Consider the following 16,130-nt stretch of genomic DNA (forward strand, 5'->3'; position numbering starts at 1 on the left):
GAATGTCTCGTTGAGCGGGGCCAACTGACGCGCTCGCTGGCGAGCCGGCGTGCTCCGTCACATCAGATGCTGATCTGTGTCCTACGTCAGGAGGCGGCCTTGGCGAGGGCCCGGATGAGCTGGTCGCGGTTCATCTTGGACCGGCCGGAGATGTCGAGCTTGGTCGCCTGCTCATACAGCTCGCCCTTGCTCAGATGCTCCAGCTCCGCCGTCGCACCCTTGCCGACCTTCTCCTTCTTCTTCCTGCCGTCCTTCTTCCTGCCGTCCTTCCGCTCGGCGGCCGGGCGCCGCTTGGCCTTTGCCTGGCCGGAGGGCCGCTTGCCGCCCTTGCGGACCTGTTCGACGCTGCGCTGCAGGGCCTCCATCAGGTCGATCACGTTGGTGGCCTTGGGCGGGACACAACCTCGCCGCCCGCTGCCTGCTCCAACTACGCCTCGCCCGCACCCTCGCCGCACGCGGCGACCACAGCGAACGACGAGCCGTGCTACGCGCCCTCACCGCAGCAGAAAAACACCTGGGCGACGCCAGCGCCGACCGACCCGCCTGGTGCACCTGGGTATCCGAAGCCGATCTCGCCGTGGACTCCGGCCAAGCCCTCCTCGACCTCGACGACACCGCTCGAGCCCACCAGCTCATCACCGAAGGCGAACGCCTTCTGCCCACGGCCCGCGACAAAACCCGCGGCGTGTTCCTCGCCTACCGAGCAGCCAGCTACCTCAACCTGGAGGAACCCGAGCCCGCCGCGGCCGCCGCCACCCAGTCCCTGCTCCTGGCCCGCCGCATCGGAGCACCCCGCTGCGTCGGTCTCGTCGACGACCTCCTCCCCCGCCTCCAGCCCTACACGCGCGCCCAGGGCGTTTTGGAACTCCTCCAACTCGCCGGAGCATAGTGCGGGTACGGTCGCCACGACGCCGGCGTCACCGCATCCGGCCGGCAGGAAGGAGCCGGGCAGATGACCACCGATGCTGGGCTCCCGTCGGTCAGAGAGTCCCTCCAGCTCGCACTCCTGGCGGAACCCGAGGGCAGCCCGCTGGTGGACGAGCTCGCCGAAGCCGCCGCCGACCACTACCACCTGAACTACAGCAAGCACCCCGTCCCGGTGCTTTCGATCGGGCACATGGCCGATCGGACGCGCCAGGGCGTTCAGCGCCGCAAGGTCCTGGCGCATTGGGCTGGCATCGTGTCGTACCTCCTGGCCTCCTGCCGCTCGCGCCAGTCCCACGCCACACGGCCGGCCAGGCCGTGGCGGCGGGCCGCGGGCGCAGCCTGGCCGTCTCCGCCACGCGCAAGGTCGCCCAGCACGGGGAGCAGTTCCTGGTCTTCGCCGGGTACGAGGCGGGCGAAGCAGTCCACGGCCCGGAGGAAGGCTCCCGCCCACGGCGGACGGGGTAGACGGCGCAGCCGTCGGTGTGGCGGGCGCGGTCGTGCAGGGCGAGCATAGCCGCGGCGTCGTCGTCATCGCGGGCGCGGGCGGTATCGGGTTGCTGGATGGTCCACCCCGGCCAGTCCCTGGCACGTTGACGTCACTCCTTCTCGCATCTCGGGGTGTGGACGTTCGCGTTATTCCCCGGCCGTGTGTTCACGTAATGGGCCAGGTCCTGGCTTGTCGTTTGCCGGTGCGCGGGTTGGTCCACTGGGCCCAGGAAGCCGTAGTCGATCTGGGCTTCCGAGCCGGGATCGACTTCGTCCCGCAGGACGGTGACCTGCGATCTTTTCGTCTCGCCGGGCAGGGTGGCCTCGATCCGGCGGTGGAGTGAGGACCGGGATGCCCGCACCCCGCGTTCGTCGCGGAGCCGCTGGTGGATCGTGGTGACGGTGACCGTTCCGAGCAGGCTGCTGATGTAATCGCGGTGTTCGTCGAACTGGTCCCAGGTGATCTGCCGCAGGCGCCGGTCGGCGAGCTCCGGGAACCAGCTCTTGATCAGCTTGGCCCAGTCGTCCTCGCTCATGGGCGGGCCGCCCGGGGTGATCCCGGACAGTTCCGCCGGGGCCAGGTACTTCCTGACCGTCTTGCGGTCCACGCCGAGCGATGTGGCCATCTCGCTCTCGGAGCGGCCCGCGTACCAGTGGACGTAGATCTCGATGATGTCGACCACGGTGAACGATCTCCTTGCCATCAGGTGCGTCCATCGACCTCTCGTGGTGCAGGTCGAGGGACATGTGCGTGTTCGTGATGGCCAGGACCCTCAAGCCCAACTTCGTCATCCCTATGGGGAATTCGGCGAAATCGGGATGGACCATTACATGACTCTCAAACCACCCGAGGGTGGGGAATTACGTGACCGTCGACACGCGGAAAGAGCCCGAACCGGTCCTCCAGCTGCCGGATCTCCGCCTGGGTTGCCTGCGTGTGCCGCAGCAGCGGGTGCAGCACCATCTGGCCCATCGAGCCGCGCACCATGTGCCCCTACTCGCGCACGGTGCGGTCGCTTCGCTCCAGGTAGTACAACCGGAACAGCCGCTCCACCGCGGGCAGATCACTCACCGGGGCGGCCAGCTTCGCCACCGGCGACGACCAGTAGGCCTCCCACCGCTCCCGCGTCGCCTTCAGCAGCCCCGACGGCGGCGACGGGGCCTCCAGCACGTCCGCAGCCACCTCGGCGACGACGGCCAGGTCCTTTGCGGCGTTACGACGCTGCCGTCGATCCGGGGGTCCTTTGGCGCTGGTCCTCTGCCCGCCATCACCGCCCGACGCGCTCGGCTCGTCAATGACTGCCGCAGAAGTCCTGCGCAGACAATGGCATTTCATGGCAGATCGTGGATGAGATATCCGGTTCGTAGCCAATCTCTCGCCTCGTGGCTCAGCACGGCAGGTACGGTCTTTCCCACCGGACACGAGGTGCTCAAATCACCTCAAATCCGCCATGGTTTAACGGTTCACTCGGCTACGGCATCGTCAACGGCGACCTCTGCCCAGCCGACCGCACACCACAGCCAAACCTCGCCTTCGGGCAGAGGAGGGCGCGGCAAACCGGAACCGTCTCACCTTCCCGACAGTACGAAAGGGCCTCGCGCGCTCCACCTGCCACGGAAGCTCGCACGAAGCCCCTTCCCTGTGATCTCCCTGCACCTGGTGAAGGAGAAAGACCACGTGACGGACGATATGCCCTCGGACCCTGTGCCACCGGCACGTCAACAAGACTTGCGTAGAGAAGCCAAGGCGGTGGTCTGTGACTGGATACTGACGGCACTGACGGTGTTGCTGTACCTGACCTCAGGAACTCTCGCACTCCTGGCGGCCTGGATGTCCAACGCGGGCACCTACGCAGCATTCGGTCCACTGTTCGCCGGTTCCATGGCACTCGGGCTCGTGGCCCATAAGCCGCACAGACACGGAACGCACAGGGCGAAGGAACGCGCCGAGGATCGAGCCCGTCGCGATGCCGAGTGGCACAGGCGATGGAAGATCCAGAAGAGGCGTACCCCCAGCCAACCTTCGTAGGAGCCATCACACGGGTGGTGCTGGTCAAATCGTTTGACCAGCACTGCCCCTACCGAAGAACTCGTCCGCCCTGGTGGGGGCTGGTGTACGGAGGTCTCGAGCGCGGGTGCTCGGATGGGTGCTCTGGGCGGCTGGTGATCGCCGCGGCAGGATGATCCGTCGTGCTGCTTCGACTGGCCTACCCGGGGATGGCGAACGTGTTCGCCCTGCTGCGCCTGCTAGCCGATGAGCGGCCACGGCAAGGACATCCAACTCGGTCAGGACAGGGCGCGGTTCACCCCGAGCGATCGGGCGTTCCTGGCCGCGCTGCTGCACCAGCTCCCGCGTGACATGCTGCGCCGGGTGCGGCAGCTGGCGCACTCACCTACACCCCCATCCCCGGTCCGCCCGAAATCACCCAAGGGGTCCACGCCTACCTCAACGCCTTCGGCCTGGTCTTCGGCGCCTTCGACTTCGGACTCGGCACGGATGGCCACTGGCACCGGTACGAATGCAACCCCAACGGGCAATGGGCCTGGTTCCCCGATCACATCACCGCCCCCATCACCAACGCCCTCGCCGACCGTCTCCAGCACCCCCAAGAGACCGACCCCACCGACCTGCGCCGCCAACTCGCCGACACCATTGCTGCGGATGACCCCGCCTGGCACCAAGCCCTCCTGGGCGTGCCGCTCGAACTCTTCCTCGGCAAGGCCCTGTTCCGCCTCACCGGCACCCACTGGGAACCCGTCCACCGCGACCAGACCGACCCCGGCGAGTGGCTGCGCCTCGTCTACCAGGACACCACCAGGGTCACACAGATCGACGGCGTCAACGCGGCCGACGCCTCCGGCTCCATCACCGGCCACCCCACCTCGTCCAGCACACTGCCGTCCCTGATCGTCCGCATGCTCGACCTCGCAGGCATCCGCGACGGTGACAAAGCGCTGGAGATCGGCACCGGCACCGGCTACTCCACCGCCATCCTCTGTGACCGTCTCGGAGACGAACGCATCTTCTCTGTGGAGTACGACCCGGGCTTGGCCGCCGCGGCAGCCAACCACATCCACGCCGCCGGCCACCACCCCACCCTGATCACCGGAGACGGCCTGGCCGGACACAAGGACGGCGCCGAATACGACGCGGTCATCGCCACCTGCGCCGTCCGCCACATCCCCCCGGCCTGGCTCCACCAGGTACGCGCCGGCGGCACCATCACCACCACCATCAGCGGATGGATGCTCGCCTCCGGCCTCCTCCGCCTCACGGTCCACGACGACCTCACCGCAACCGGCCGATTCGCCGGCGACCAGATCGGCTACATGCTCGCCCGCACCCACGAGCGCCCACCCCGCCCCACCTACCACCAGCACGCCGGCCACACCCGCCTCACCCAGGTAAACCCCGCCCTCCTGGACGACTGGATGACCTACCGCCACCAGCGGTGGGCCGCCTCCGCCAATCCCCACCTGCTGGTCAGCCAGAAACCCGCGGTCGCCCCCGACCATCCGGCCATCAGCATCGGCACGCTACACGCGGCCCTCCCCAAGGGCCTGGCATTGGACGGTCTGCGACAGGACCGGGATCCTCAACGAGGCGTCCGAAAGCGCCGATCCGCTCAGACTGATGCGCCTCTTCGGCATCACCGAGCAGACCGCCATGCGCTACGTCGGCGCCGCCCATCCGGAGCGCGCCTCGAAGCTGCCCCGGTGGCGGACCGAAGCCGCGCGCTGAACGCCCATCAGTACCATCAACGTGCGACTTCCTGCCATGGACCGTCCAAGCTTTGTTCCGGCACATCAGGCCCGGAGCCTCTTTTCGCCCCCGGACGCTGGGCGCAGGCGGTTTCGCCGCTGTTCTTCCCCGTTCCAGGCCGGTCTGCCCGGCCCAGTCAGTTGTCCTGTGCGGCGGTGTCGGCTTCCCCGGGACCGCATGCAGCCGGTAGAAGGCGACGGCGTTGTTCCAGAAGATGACGTGGAGGTGTTCCTCGCCGACGGTCTCGGCGATGAGGGTGAAGTCCTCGTTCGTGAAGGGCGGCGGGCGCGGGTACAGGGCAGGTCGGCCCGCTACCCGGGCCGGGCTCGTTGCCCCTGTCGTCGCCCTGGCGATCGGCGGGCAAACCGTCCGACTGCCCACCGATACCCGCGGACAGCGCCCCCACGACGGTGAGACAGCCGTGTACAGCACGGCCTTGGGCTCGAGGCTAGGCTCGCTCGTCGGCTCTGGCCGTTTCCCCGTGCGGCTCCTGGGCTCTGACCCGTAGCTTCCCCCGGGCTGCTCGGCGGGCGAGTCTGCGCTGTTCCGCCGTCGCCCAGCGGTCCACTCGGGCCGGGTCGAGGGGTGTGCCGTGGCCGACGTGGAGCCGGGTGGGCTTGAGGCCGAGCATCGCGCGGAGGCTGGCGAGGTTGGCGAGCGGGTCGTCGTGGAAGGGCGGGTTGGCGGGACGGCCCTTGATCAGGCCCATGAAGGCGTTGGCGATGAGGTCGCCGGCCACCAGGTCGCCGTCGTCGGTAAGGACGGAGACGGAGCCTGCGGTGTGGCCAGGGGTGGGGATGATGCGGGCGTCGACGCCGAAGTCCGCGAGGCCGGTCGCGCCCCGAACGACGAGGTCGGGTTCGAAGGGTTCGGCCTGTTCGTGGAGTTTCGCGTTGCGGGCCATGAGCCGTCCCATCGGGCCGGTGGGCAGGTACGGTTCGCGGACCCGGCCGGTGCGGTAGGGGCCGAGGTCGGCGGCGTGCGCGGCGATCGGCGCGCCGGTGAGGTGGCGCAGTTCGGCGGCGGAGCCGAAGTGGTCGATGTGGCCGTGTGTGACGACGACGAGGCGGACGTCCTTCGGGTCGACGCTGTGTGCGGCGATCTGTTCGGTGATGCGTCGGCCGCTGCCCGGGGTTCCGGCGTCGACGACGACCGGGTGGCGGCCGAGCAGCAGGTAGGCGTTGACCGCTCGGCGGCCCAGGACGGGGATCGGGACGACCTTGGTACGGGACAACGGAGGTGCTCCTTTACGGATTGGGGTGTACGGACGGCGACCGCGGCTGCGGTCAACGGTTCAGCGGGCGGTTGCGTGGGGCCGGAACCGGCGGCGGTACTCGGCCGGGGTGGCGCCCAGCCGGCGGCGGAAGGCCCGGTGCAGGGTCTCGACCGATCCCAGTCCGCTGGCGGCCGCTACGTCGGGCAGGCTGTGTGCGGACTCCTCGAGGAGGCGGCGGGCCGCCTCCACCCGGACCGCCTCCAGATAGTCGGCCGGGGTGCGGCCGGTGCAGTCGCGGAAGACCCGGGCGAAGTGGCGCACACTCAGGTTCAAACGGGCGGCCATGGCCTCGACCGAGATCCGCTCGGCGAGGTGGTCGTCGATCCAGCGGCGGAGTTCGTCGATGCGGTCGTCGGCGCTCGCCTGGAGAGAGAGCGGCACGCTGAACTGCGTCTGCCCGCCGGGGCGCTTGACGTACATGACCATGGCGCGGGCGGCGTCGAGAGCGATCGACGGGCCATGGTCCTCGGCCACCATGGCGAGGGCGAGGTCCAGGGCTGCGGTCACGCCCGCGCAGGTCCACGTCCGGCCGGCGCGGATGAAGATCGGCTCAGGATCGACCACGATGTCCGGGTGGTGTGCGGCCAGTTGGTCGGCGGTGAGCCAGTGGGTGGTGGCGGGCAGGCCGGTGAGGAGTCCGGCCTCGGCGAGCAGGTGGACGCCGGCGCACACGCCGCCGACGCGCCGTGCGGCCGGAGCCGCCGTGGCCAGCCATGCGACGACGTCAGAGTCGATGACGGCCGAGTACCGGCCGTCGGCGTTCTCCATGGCGCCGGCCACGAGGAGGGTATCGACGCCCCGACTCACCTCGGCCAGCGACCGCTCGGCAACCAGGCTGATCCCAGCGGCGGTGGGCAGCGGGCCGGCCTGCGCGGCGGCGATCTCGACCCGGTAGGTGGGTGCGTCGCCGGCCACCAGGCGGGAGGCGACCGAGAAGACCTCCGCCGGGCCGGTAACCTCTAGCAACTCGACCCCGGGGAAGGCGGCGATGACGACGGTGCGCGGTTCGGGCATGCCGCGATCCTTCCGCCAGCCGGGCCGTGTCTGCAATGACCGGGTTCTGTCAGATCCGGCCATCGGTCACGGCCGAGGCGCACTGGGTGCCCAGGCCCCTCCGCGGTCCGGGCAGTGCGGCTCACGGGGCGAAGGCGCGGCGGCTCGGTCCGGTCACCGGCTGCCTGCTTGCGTGGCCGGCCTTGGAGCGGTGGAGGTCGATGCCGAGGCCGGCGCAGACGGCCTCGAGGTCCTCCGGCAGGTCGAAGGCGAGTCCGTCACAGGGGAGGCGGGTGCAATCCGGTGCTGCTGGCCGTGACGCCCTACCGCTGTCGGCTTTGCCTCTCTAGGGCAGATGTCCTAGAGTTCTGGCATTCCGCCTAGGACACTCGTCCTAGGCGTGGGCGGGCGCCGTGAGGTGAGTGCTGATGGGGACGCGGGAGCAGATCGTGGACGCCGCGAACCGGCTGTTCTACGAGCAGGGGTTCGAGCGGACCTCGTTCGCCGCGATCGCCGAGGCGGTCGGGATCTCCCGCGGGAACTTCTACTACCACTTCAAGACCAAGGACGAGATCCTCGAAGCGGTGATCCAGGCCCGTCTGGCCAGCACGCGGCAGATGCTGGCCCAGTGGGGCGAGGGTGCGACCGGCCCGCTGGAGCGGGTGCGGCGGTTCGTCGAGATCGTCATCACCAACCAGGGCGACATCGAGAACTACGGGTGCCCGGTCGGGACGCTCACCAACGAGTTGGCCAAGCTCGGTCATCCCTCCCGCGCGCACGCGGTCGGCGTGTTCGAGGTGTTCCGCACCTGGCTGCGCGAGCAGTTCGAAGAACTCGGGCGAGCGGCGGACGCCGACGACCTCGCCCTGCATGTCCTCACCTTCAGCCAGGGTGTCGCGACACTGTCGAACGCCTTCCACGACCGCGCCCTCGTGCACCGCGAGGTCGACCGGCTCAACACCTGGCTGACCGGGCAGTTCGCCGCCCCCTGATCAGGCGCCCCCTTCGCGCCGCACCGTTCACTTCATCGGCATCGGACAAGGAGATCGACGTGTACGTCGTCCTGCTTCGCTTCTCCACCAACAAGGCACAGGCGTCCAAGCACATGGACGGACATCAGGACTGGATCCGCCGCGGCATGGACGACGGCGCCTTCCTCCTGGTCGGAAGCATCCGTCCCGGGCAGGGCGGCGCCATCCTCTCGACCGGTCCCACCCCCGACGAGCTCCAGGCCCGTGTCGCCGAGGACCCGTTCGTCGCGCACGACGTCGTCACCGCGGAGATCATCGAGATCGATCCGAACCTGACCGACCCCCGTCTGTCCTTCCTCGCCAACTGACCCGCCCGCACACGGTCCGTAGACCTCTGCCTCACCCCCGATGGCCGGCCCCGCTGCGGCTGGGTCGGCTTCCGCGTGGTCCGTATCCGCGGAACGCCTCGGCCGCCACCTGGGGTGGCGCAACATCCTCCTCGCGGAGCGTCGCAGCCCCGGCGTCGCAAGCGCCCGCTACAGTTCGCCTCCGTCGTTCTCGCTGGCCGCTGGTTCGCGCAGCGGCCGGCGTCCGGCTTCCTGCGGGCGGAAGAGGGCGCACCGACCAAGGAAGTTGACATGGTCGAACCGCAGCGGGGACAGCCGGGCCCCGAGTCGCCGAACCGGACCAAGATCGACCCGTTGTCGCTGGTCCAGGTGTTTGTCTGAACTGTCGGGGCCGCTTGATCAGCGTCGTGCTCCCACGTCGCGGTCAGGCACTCTGGCGCAGCGGCGCCAGGAGTCCGTCGCCCGGCCAGAAGGGTTTGTCGGCCGCGAGGCCGGTGAGGAACATGCCGACCTCGGTCAGGGCCTTGGTGCGGTCGTCCGGTCCGTAGACAGTGAACTCTCCTGCTGCAGCGTCGAAGGCACGTACCTGGCTTTCGGGGCCGGTGCAGATCAGGGCCCGGGCGACTTCGGGAAGTCCGAGGCTGAGGGCGTCGCACCTTTGTGTCTGCACGAGGTGAACCAGGTCGACGGTGACGCGCTCCCAGTCTCCGAGCGTCGGCCAGTCGGCGCCCCCGTTCAGTTCGTGGGTGAGGGTGGCCAGGGGGATGATCTCGCCCGCGTGCCGACCACGGGTGAGGAGGTCGTGGATCCGGGTGCCGTCGGACTGGCGTACCCGCGGGTGCAGCAGAGTGTCGGCGGCCACCAGGGTGGTGTTGATCTCCCGGGTTCCAGGGCCTGGGTAGTAGGGCTCGTGCGCGAAGAGCAGGTAGACGTCTGAGGTGCGGGCAGCGGCGTTGCGCTCGGGCATGACGAGTGTTCCCTCCAGTGGTGACGTGCCGGACGTGTGCTGAGGTGCCGGCCTTGTCGTCGGCCTGGCGTAAGGCGGCCGCCCCGGCTTGCGTGCCTGGTCCGCGTCGGCCGGTCTGGCCTGGGCGGATGCGTGCTTGAGGATCTGTACGACCTGGGCGGCGAGCTGGAGCATCAGCCGTTCGCGGGCCATGAGTTCACAAGAGGTCGAGCGGGTGTCGTGCGTCTGGAGCAGGCCGGCGGCGTCCCAGAGCAGTGGCTGACCGATCTCGGCCGACCGGCGCAGCTCGTAGCGGTCGCTGTCGACCGGCCTGGACGAGGCAGATGTGCAGGGCGGCGAAGCGCTGGAGGTAGCGGCAGGCGCTGGCGTCTTCGACGCTGCGGACGTGTTCGCGGCTTGGTCGTCCAACGTGCCCGGCACGTGTTCCACGAGCAGCGGCGCGAGCACGACCGCTGGCAGCGCGACGCCGACGGGGATGCCATCGGCCATGGCAAACAGACCGGCGGCCAGGCTCAAGAACGCGACCGCGACGGTGAACAAGCGCAGCGAGCCGGGGATGCCTGGGGCCAGGCCGATGCGTCGGGCGGGGCGCCTGGTCAGCCAGCGCAGGACAAGACGCTGCGTGCGCGTGGCCGACGGGGTGAGAACTCCGATCTGGTGGGGGAGTTCGGCCGGGAACCGTCGCCCGGGACGGTCCAGGCGAGCCAGCCCCACCGGGTGCGCTCGTAGATGAGCACGGGTTCGCACTCGGCTGTGCACGTGTGGTCGCGGACATGGCCGGTTCGCAAGGCGCGTGCGTGTTCCGCCTCCCACCGGCCCGGGTCGGAGGTGAAGGGGTGGTGGTGCTGCGCGAATCCGGGTGGCGGTGGGGTGCGGCCGGGGTCGGTCACGGGCTGCTTCCTTCCGGTTGGTTGGCGCACGTCGTGCAGCGGCCGTCGCCGTCGGGGTGGGCTCGCTTGCGAGTCGGGCCGGGGCAGGTGCGGCACAGCGGCCAGCCGAGGCATGTCGGGCAGAGGTCTTCGCCGGGGACGGTTCCGGGAACGCCGCAGCCGACGCACTCGACGAGGGCCCGATAGGTGAGGGCCTGGGTCACGGAGCGAGTGGCGGGCGCTGTCGATGACCGCTGCGTGGTCGGCCCCGCAAACGGCTCGTCCCGTGGGGCCGCGTCGTGGGGGGCGGTGGCGGCAGGCGGCGGGTAGGCCTGGGCGGCGCGGAGCCGGGCAGCGTGATCGCACCAATGGAGGTGCGCACCGGGTTCTGCAGCGGTCGGCCGGTGATGACGTGGCGCAGCTGCTCGGTGCTCCAGCCTAAGACCAACCGGCAAATGGATCACTTGAGGGGGCGGGCGGCGGGCCGGGCGTCCCAGCGGTAAAGCCTGGTCGCGTGCCGGATGAGCATGCGGAGCGTGATCCGTACTGCGCTGAGATGGCTACGGGACGTCCACTCCCCGCGCGTGCCCCGCACCAAACGCGGCGCCGATGACTTGAATCCCTTCGTTGGCCCCGCGCACGCCACACGCCGTGCTACTCAGTGATACCGTATAGTGGTACTCGGTACTACGTAGTACCGGCAGGAGTCGAAGAGGGCCCGTGATGGACGACCTGACGGAGATGTTGAAGGGCACGCTTGAGGGCTGCGTGCTGGAGATCATCGACAGTGAGGAGACCTACGGGTACGCCATCACGCGTCGGCTGAATGAACTCGGCTTCGCCGACGTCATCGAGGGGACCGTCTACACCATCTTGCTGCGGCTGGAGAAGAATCGGCTCGTTCAGGTGACGAAACGACCATCCGGGGTGGGTCCGCCGCGCAAGTTCTATGCGCTCAATGACGCGGGTCGCGAAGAACTCGGGCGGTTCTGGGCGAAATGGGACTACCTCTCATCGCGAATCGACAAGCTCAGGGAGGGTGGGAAATGAATTTCTGGGAGACCGTCACCGGAAGCGACCTCACCAGGGAATGGAAGGCGTTCGAGGCCCGGGCCGAGGCATTGCCGGCCGACTACCGGGCGGCGTGGGAGCAGATCAAGGTTCACCTCTCCCCCTACTCGGGCTTGACGGGCCGCAATCTGATGCCGATCCTCGACGGCGCTCTGGGGCTGCTCGAAGAAACGGCGACGGATGGGCAGAGCGTTCACGAGGTGCTGGGCGACGACGTCGAGGGCTTCTGCGAAGCGCTGGCCGGTGGGGAAAGGGCTCGGAGCTATCGCGACCGGTGGCGCGAGCAGTTGAACCGGAACGTCGCAAGGAAACTGGGCCAGCTAGGGGGCTGACGTGGGCATCCAAGACATCATCGAGGGCAAGAAGCAATGGCGAGCGCACATGGCGCGGGTCAAGGCGCTCCCGCCGGATTACCGGATCGTCTACAAGGAGATTCAGAAGTACTTCTTCAAGATCGGACCAGTCGACTTGCCTGACGGGACCCTGCTCTCAGAGATGGTCGACTTCTTCGAGGAGGGCGTCGCGGAGGGCAAGGGAGTCCTCGAACTCATCGGCAACGACGTCGCTGCCTTCTGTGACGACCTGGTCAAAGACTCGCGCACCTACGCGGACATCTATCAGGAGTCCATCAGCGGGAAACCCGGCACAGCCGAGAAGTAAGACCGGCCGGCAGATGGATCACTTGAGGCGGCGTGTGGCGGGACGGCCGTCCCAGCGATAGCGGCTTGCAGCTCGGCGGATCAGCATACGTGGCGTGACAAGTGTGGCGGCGAGGTAGAGGTAGAAGTCCACGACCTCGCCGCTCCTCTCGGTGCAACGCCGGAGCTTGCCGTAGTCATTCATCCACGAGTGGAGGCGCTCCACCACCCAACCCCGCCGAGGAGATCCGGACCATCCGCAAGACGCTACTGGAGCTGTCCGATCCACCACCACCCGCGTCGCCGGCCGCGAAATTGCCCGACCATCCCGCCTACCAGCAGATCATGGCGGTCTTCGCCGCGACCGATGCCCCGGGGCGGGCGCGGGCGGTGTGTGAGGCGATGGACGTGGAGATCGCGCCCAGCAACATCAACAACGTCCGCCTGAAGCTCAAGCGGCTCGCCGAGCGGGGAATCCTGGCCGAGACCGAGCAAGGGCTGTTCACCCTGCCGCGACCGTAGCCCCCGTCGCGGACACCCGACCGGCCAACCTCACTCAACCCCCAATCGCGAACTGGACATCAGTTCACGCCTCGCCCTCTGAGCAGGTCCTGAGACTGGAGCTGCAGGGGTGGAGCCATGTCGCCAAAGGACTTACCGAACGCTTGCGGCGACCGCGCCAGTTCCATCAGCACCTGGTCCGCTGTGTCGTCGCCGGCAAGGTCGGGCGCCAGGGCCGCGCAGACCCGAACGCCTGCATGCGGGTCAGTTAGCCAGGGACGCGTGTCGCCGCCGAGGTGGCCAATGGCGATCAAAATCGTCGCCAGGTCGTACGAGCAATCGGCGTGGTGGTGGCCGGACGGCGTTCCGGCTCGGGTTCCGCCGTCCGTGAGCTGCTGGAACACTGCCGGTGCCCGGTCGCCGTCGTGCCGTCGTAGTCACGGTGGGGAGAACCGGCCCCGCCGGTGGGGTCGTTCGGCCCCTGTGTGGGGTGGATGGCGTCGGTGCACCGTGAGAGACATGAGCCCGCCCACACGGATCGCCGTCATCGGCGTCGGGAACGAGTTCCGGCGCGACGACGGCGTGGGCTGGGCCGTGCTCGCCCGGCTGCGCGAGCGCACCGGGCAACGACCCCTGCCGCCCGGCACCGTGCTCGCCACCTGCGACGGGGACCCCGCCCGGCTGATCGGCCTGTGGGAGGGCGCCGGCCTCGCCCTGGTCGTGGACGCCGCCCATGCGCACCCGGGCACGCCCGGCCACGTGCACCGCCTCGAGCTCGACTCGGGACGCCTCGCGCAGCCGCCGACGACCAGCTCGCACGGGCTGGGCCTCGGCGAGGCCGTCGAACTCGCCCGGGTTCTGGGCGTGTTGCCGGACCACCTCGTCGTGTACGCCGTGGAGGGCGCCGACAGCGCGCTGGGCACCGGCCTCTCCCCCGCCGTCGCGGCCGCCGTGGAACCCCTCGCTCAGGCCGTCGAAGACGAGATCGCGCGCCACCGGGACACGGCAGTGAGGGGGCGGGCATGACCGTGCGCCGCTTCCACGTGGAAGGCATCGTCCAGGGCGTCGGCTTCCGGCCGTTCGTGTACCGCACCGCGGCTGAACTCGGCCTGACCGGCTGGGTGGCCAATGTCAACGGGCACGTGGAGGGCGAGGTGGCCGGACCGCCCCGGATCATCGAGGAGTTCGCGGCCCGGCTGCGCACCGATGCGCCGCCGCTCGCCCGGGTCCGCCGTGTCCGCCTGACCAACGGCATACGGCAGCCGGCGTACGACCGGGGTTTCCACGTCCGCCGCAGCGCACCCGCCGACCCCGACACGGGGCCGCGCGAGATCCCGCCCGACGCGGCGGTCTGCGACGCCTGCCTGCACGAGCTCCGGGACCCCCGCGACCGGCGCCATCGCTACCCGTTCATCAACTGCACCGACTGCGGCCCGCGCGCCACCATCATCGAGGACCTGCCCTACGACCGGATCCGCACAACGATGCGCCGTTTTCCGCTGTGTGCGGACTGCGCGGCGGAGTACGCCGATCCCGCCGACCGACGCTTCCACGCCGAGCCCGTGGCCTGTCCCGTCTGCGGCCCCCGGCTCGCCTGGGACGAGCTGCGCGGCGAGGAGGCGCTGCGCGCGGCGGTCAAGACCCTTGACGGCGGCGGGATCGTCGCGTTGAAGGGCCTGGGCGGCTACCAGTTGGTGTGCGATGCAGGCGATCCGGCGGCCGTGTGGGAGCTGCGGCGCCGCAAGCGTCGTCCGGCGAAACCCTTCGCCGTCATGGTCCGCGACCTCGACACGGCTGCTCGCCTGGCGCGGATCGGCGCCGGCGAGCAGCAGGCGCTGACATCCCCGGAACGCCCTGTGGTGCTGCTCTCGCGGCGCCGGTGGCAGGGCCTGCCTCCGCTCGCACCGGCGGTGCATCCCGGACTGGCCCGCGTCGGCCTGTTCCTGCCCACCACGGGGCTGCACCACCTCCTGCTCGACGAGCTGGCCAGGCCTCTCGTGATCACCAGCGGCAACCTCAGCGACGAACCCATCGCCATCGACGACACCGAGGCGCGGCGCACCCTGGCCGACGTGGCGGACGGCTTCCTCACCCACGACCGGCCGATCCGCTCCCGCTACGACGACTCGGTGGTGCAGTTCGCCGGACGCACGCGGATCACGGTCCGGCGGGCCCGCGGGCTGGCCCCCGCGCCGCTGCCGCTGGCGCTGGCGGCACACCAGCCGGTCGCCGGGGCCGGTGCCCAGCTCAAGCACACGTTCACGCTGGCCGCCGACGGCCGCGCCTACCTCGGCCCGCACACCGGAGACCTGGCCGACGAGGCGACCTACGACGCGTTTGTGGCGTCGTACGGACATCTCAAGCGGCTCACCGGCATCGAGCCGCTGGTCCTCGCCCACGACCTGCACCCCGGCTGTCTGTCGACACAGTGGGCGAAGACGCAGCCGCTGCGCCGGACGCCCGTCCAGCATCATCACGCGCACGTGGCCGCCTGCGCCGCCGAGCACGGAGTGCGGGGCCGGTTCCTCGGGGTCGCCTACGACGGGCTGGGGCTGGGTGACGACGGCACCCTGTGGGGCGGCGAGATCCTCGTCGCCGATCTGAGCGGCTACCGTCGCGTGGGCAGGTTCGCGACCGCGCCCTTGCCCGGCGGCGACGCGGCGGTACGCCATCCTTCCCGCACCGCACTCGGCCAGCTGCTCGGCCCAGAGCAGCTGGGCTCACCACGGCCCTGGCCCTGGCTGACCCGCCCCTTCATGGACCGGCTCGATCCGGCCGAGGTCGCCGCCGTGACCGCCATGGTCGCCAAGGACGTGAACTGCCCGCGCGCGTCCAGCGCCGGCCGGCTCTTCGACACGGTCGCCGCGCTTCTGGGCCTGTGCGACCGGGCCGGCTACGAGGGCGAGGCGGCCGTTCTGCTCGAAGCGGCTGCGGGCGCCGAGCACGCCGCGGCCCTGGCCCACCGGGTCGTCCGGGCGCAGGGCCTGTGGGTGTACGACTCCACGCCGACACTGGCCGATCTGCTGGAGCGACGGCTGGCCGGGGAGCCGGTGGACCGGCTGGCCGCGGCCTTCCACCTGACGCTCGGGATCGTCACGGCGGACCTGGTCGCGCGAGCCGTGGCCGAGGGCGCGCCGCGCACGGTGTGTCTCGGCGGCGGCTGCTTCGTCAACCGCCGGCTGCTAACGGAGGTGAAGCGCCGTCTGCACGCGCAGGGGCTGCGGGTGCTGGTCGGCGGTCAGGTCCCGGTCGGGGACGGCGGCATCAGTTACGGCCAGGCGGCGATCGCCGCGGCCCGGCTGGCCCGGAAGAGGTGAACGC

At 69.9% G+C, this 16,130-nt stretch carries 18 protein-coding genes and 1 pseudogene; 11 read left to right on the forward strand and 8 right to left on the reverse strand.

Features of this window, described 5'->3' with window-relative positions:
* Positions 1 to 86: 86 nt before the first annotated feature.
* Positions 87 to 377, reverse strand: coding sequence for a Rho termination factor N-terminal domain-containing protein (locus tag ACZ4EG_RS36760; RefSeq protein WP_467793678.1), 291 nt, complete (start codon positions 375 to 377; stop codon positions 87 to 89).
* Positions 378 to 577: 200 nt separating this feature from the next.
* On the opposite strand from ACZ4EG_RS36760, the gene ACZ4EG_RS36765 reads away from it, so the two are divergent.
* Both ACZ4EG_RS36765 and ACZ4EG_RS36770 read left to right on the forward strand, forming a co-directional pair.
* Entirely contained in the window at positions 578 to 889 is a 312-nt protein-coding gene (locus ACZ4EG_RS36765; RefSeq protein ID WP_467793679.1) for a hypothetical protein, read from the forward strand.
* 278 nt (positions 890 to 1,167) lie between these two features.
* Positions 1,168 to 1,392: a hypothetical protein gene (locus ACZ4EG_RS36770; RefSeq protein WP_467793680.1), complete on the forward strand. Its 225-nt coding sequence runs from the start codon at positions 1,168 to 1,170 to the stop codon at positions 1,390 to 1,392.
* Between the two features lie 131 nt (positions 1,393 to 1,523).
* On the opposite strand, the gene ACZ4EG_RS36775 is transcribed toward ACZ4EG_RS36770, so the two are convergent.
* Together ACZ4EG_RS36775 and ACZ4EG_RS36780 are read right to left on the reverse strand one after the other, a co-directional pair.
* On the reverse strand, positions 1,524 to 2,117 hold the full coding sequence (locus ACZ4EG_RS36775; protein ID WP_467793681.1) for a hypothetical protein: 594 nt from the start codon (positions 2,115 to 2,117) through the stop codon (positions 1,524 to 1,526).
* Positions 2,118 to 2,407: 290 nt separating this feature from the next.
* Positions 2,408 to 2,596: a hypothetical protein gene (locus tag ACZ4EG_RS36780; RefSeq protein WP_467793682.1), complete on the reverse strand. Its 189-nt coding sequence runs from the start codon at positions 2,594 to 2,596 to the stop codon at positions 2,408 to 2,410.
* Positions 2,597 to 4,107: 1,511 nt separating this feature from the next.
* On the opposite strand from ACZ4EG_RS36780, the gene ACZ4EG_RS36785 reads away from it, so the two are divergent.
* The gene (locus ACZ4EG_RS36785; RefSeq protein WP_467793683.1) at positions 4,108 to 5,394 is read left to right on the forward strand and encodes a methyltransferase domain-containing protein; all 1,287 of its coding nucleotides are present in this window, start codon (positions 4,108 to 4,110) and stop codon (positions 5,392 to 5,394) included.
* A 230-nt stretch (positions 5,395 to 5,624) separates the two neighbouring features.
* Here the strand turns inward: ACZ4EG_RS36785 and ACZ4EG_RS36790 are convergent, their stop codons facing one another.
* Both ACZ4EG_RS36790 and ACZ4EG_RS36795 read right to left on the reverse strand, forming a co-directional pair.
* Positions 5,625 to 6,410, reverse strand: coding sequence for an MBL fold metallo-hydrolase (locus ACZ4EG_RS36790; RefSeq protein WP_467793684.1), 786 nt, complete (start codon positions 6,408 to 6,410; stop codon positions 5,625 to 5,627).
* 60 nt (positions 6,411 to 6,470) lie between these two features.
* Positions 6,471 to 7,466, reverse strand: coding sequence for a GlxA family transcriptional regulator (locus tag ACZ4EG_RS36795; protein ID WP_453561765.1), 996 nt, complete (start codon positions 7,464 to 7,466; stop codon positions 6,471 to 6,473).
* 407 nt (positions 7,467 to 7,873) lie between these two features.
* Between ACZ4EG_RS36795 and ACZ4EG_RS36800 the strand changes: the two genes are divergently transcribed.
* Complete coding sequence (locus ACZ4EG_RS36800) at positions 7,874 to 8,437, forward strand: TetR/AcrR family transcriptional regulator (protein ID WP_453561763.1); 564 nt, start codon at positions 7,874 to 7,876, stop codon at positions 8,435 to 8,437.
* 59 nt (positions 8,438 to 8,496) lie between these two features.
* Positions 8,497 to 8,784 carry a YciI family protein gene (locus tag ACZ4EG_RS36805; RefSeq protein ID WP_453561761.1) on the forward strand — a complete coding sequence of 96 codons (288 nt, stop codon included), beginning with the start codon at positions 8,497 to 8,499 and terminating at the stop codon, positions 8,782 to 8,784.
* Positions 8,785 to 9,187: 403 nt separating this feature from the next.
* Here the strand turns inward: ACZ4EG_RS36805 and ACZ4EG_RS36810 are convergent, their stop codons facing one another.
* Positions 9,188 to 10,444 carry a hypothetical protein gene (locus tag ACZ4EG_RS36810; RefSeq protein ID WP_467793685.1) on the reverse strand — a complete coding sequence of 419 codons (1,257 nt, stop codon included), beginning with the start codon at positions 10,442 to 10,444 and terminating at the stop codon, positions 9,188 to 9,190.
* An 878-nt stretch (positions 10,445 to 11,322) separates the two neighbouring features.
* Here ACZ4EG_RS36810 and ACZ4EG_RS36815 point away from each other — a divergent pair.
* Genes ACZ4EG_RS36815 through ACZ4EG_RS36825 form a run of 3 tightly spaced genes read left to right on the forward strand, consistent with a single transcriptional unit; the run spans position 11,323 to position 12,330 of the window.
* Entirely contained in the window at positions 11,323 to 11,649 is a 327-nt protein-coding gene (locus ACZ4EG_RS36815; protein WP_453561816.1) for a PadR family transcriptional regulator, read from the forward strand.
* Positions 11,646 to 12,002: a DUF1048 domain-containing protein gene (locus ACZ4EG_RS36820; protein ID WP_467793686.1), complete on the forward strand. Its 357-nt coding sequence runs from the start codon at positions 11,646 to 11,648 to the stop codon at positions 12,000 to 12,002. The genes ACZ4EG_RS36815 and ACZ4EG_RS36820 overlap by 4 nt, the downstream gene beginning before the upstream one ends.
* A 1-nt stretch (position 12,003) precedes the next feature.
* Entirely contained in the window at positions 12,004 to 12,330 is a 327-nt protein-coding gene (locus ACZ4EG_RS36825) for a DUF1048 domain-containing protein (protein WP_467793687.1), read from the forward strand.
* An 18-nt stretch (positions 12,331 to 12,348) separates the two neighbouring features.
* Here the strand turns inward: ACZ4EG_RS36825 and ACZ4EG_RS36830 are convergent.
* Positions 12,349 to 12,540 (reverse strand): annotated as a pseudogene (locus ACZ4EG_RS36830) (IS5/IS1182 family transposase); the annotation flags it as partial.
* An 83-nt stretch (positions 12,541 to 12,623) separates the two neighbouring features.
* On the opposite strand from ACZ4EG_RS36830, the gene ACZ4EG_RS36835 reads away from it, so the two are divergent.
* The gene (locus ACZ4EG_RS36835; RefSeq protein ID WP_467793688.1) at positions 12,624 to 12,830 is read left to right on the forward strand and encodes a hypothetical protein; all 207 of its coding nucleotides are present in this window, start codon (positions 12,624 to 12,626) and stop codon (positions 12,828 to 12,830) included.
* Positions 12,831 to 12,889: 59 nt separating this feature from the next.
* On the opposite strand, the gene ACZ4EG_RS36840 is transcribed toward ACZ4EG_RS36835, so the two are convergent.
* Positions 12,890 to 13,213, reverse strand: coding sequence for a hypothetical protein (locus tag ACZ4EG_RS36840; protein ID WP_467793689.1), 324 nt, complete (start codon positions 13,211 to 13,213; stop codon positions 12,890 to 12,892).
* Between the two features lie 115 nt (positions 13,214 to 13,328).
* Here ACZ4EG_RS36840 and ACZ4EG_RS36845 point away from each other — a divergent pair, with 115 nt between their 5' ends.
* Both ACZ4EG_RS36845 and hypF read left to right on the forward strand, forming a co-directional pair.
* Positions 13,329 to 13,835 (forward strand): hydrogenase maturation protease, encoded by a 507-nt coding sequence (locus tag ACZ4EG_RS36845; protein WP_453560885.1) that lies wholly within the window; start codon positions 13,329 to 13,331, stop codon positions 13,833 to 13,835.
* Positions 13,832 to 16,126: a carbamoyltransferase HypF gene (gene hypF, locus ACZ4EG_RS36850; RefSeq protein ID WP_467793690.1), complete on the forward strand. Its 2,295-nt coding sequence runs from the start codon at positions 13,832 to 13,834 to the stop codon at positions 16,124 to 16,126. Before ACZ4EG_RS36845 ends, hypF begins: the two co-directional genes overlap by 4 nt.
* Positions 16,127 to 16,130 lie beyond the last annotated feature (4 nt).

This window comes from Streptomyces sp. NPDC025638 (assembly GCF_055558775.1).